This is a genomic window from Myroides albus (assembly GCF_009711045.1).
GTDB classification, from domain to species: domain Bacteria; phylum Bacteroidota; class Bacteroidia; order Flavobacteriales; family Flavobacteriaceae; genus Flavobacterium; species Flavobacterium album_A.
In genome coordinates this window covers 1-697 of the sequence record NZ_WMJX01000130.1, presented here as the reverse complement: position 1 = coordinate 697, position 697 = coordinate 1, and the positions used below count along the sequence as shown (strand labels likewise).

Annotated in this window: 1 protein-coding gene; it reads right to left on the bottom strand. The window is 34.0% G+C overall.

What is annotated here, in order from left to right; genetic code table 11:
- Positions 1-181: 181 nt before the first annotated feature.
- Positions 182-553, bottom strand: coding sequence for a hypothetical protein (locus GJV76_RS15640; protein WP_155093505.1), 372 nt, complete (start codon positions 551-553; stop codon positions 182-184).
- Between the last annotated feature and the right edge of the window lie 144 nt (positions 554-697).

Sequence of the window (697 nt, the reverse complement as noted above, 5' to 3'; positions counted from 1 at the left end):
AGTCCAGCGTGTCTACCACTTCCACCACCCGAGCGTCTTAGTGTAGACTACAATACTTGTTCCGTATTGCGAGTGCAAATATAGAATCTTTTTTTATGAAATAAAAAGTCTTTTTTTACTTTTTTTAGATAAAAATACTTACCTATTGGCTATCAGTTTTTTATAGTATTGATTCAAGAAATTATTCTGTTCCAAAGATGTCATCAGCTGATAGATTGCCAAAAATATCAAAGGATAAGTCCAATATCTCAGCGTTGTTGAAGTTTAGTTTTATCTCCTCCATAGCTTTTTCAAATCTCAATTCTGTATTGAATCTCCTACTGTTCGCATATATCTTTTTCTCTATAGCTAAACGGAAGAAGTGTTTGCCTCCTGGAGTTTTGAACTTGATAAAGTTGAGAGAACTAAAGTTTGATCTAAGAAACTCAATATTTGCTTGTACAGCTTCAATGGTCGGATACTCCACACTAGTCATAAGGGTTTTCCCTCTTCTATGTTCAAAAGTGTATTTATATTTTCCGTTCTCTTTAATACTAATAACGAATGCACTCATATCATTTAAGAAACAAAATTAAGAAATCTTCTTTCCTAGAGATACCCTTAAGGATAACTTCTATAGGGACAAAAAAAAATCCTAAGCGTTAACTTAGGATTTTTAAGTACTCGGAGCGGGACTTGAACCCGCACGGGCATTACT

What these genes read in the sequence shown, in the direction of transcription:
- GJV76_RS15640 (WP_155093505.1), bottom strand. Translation starts at nt 553, where the DNA reads ATGAGTGCATTCGTTATTAGTATTAAAGAGAACGGAAAATATAAATAC.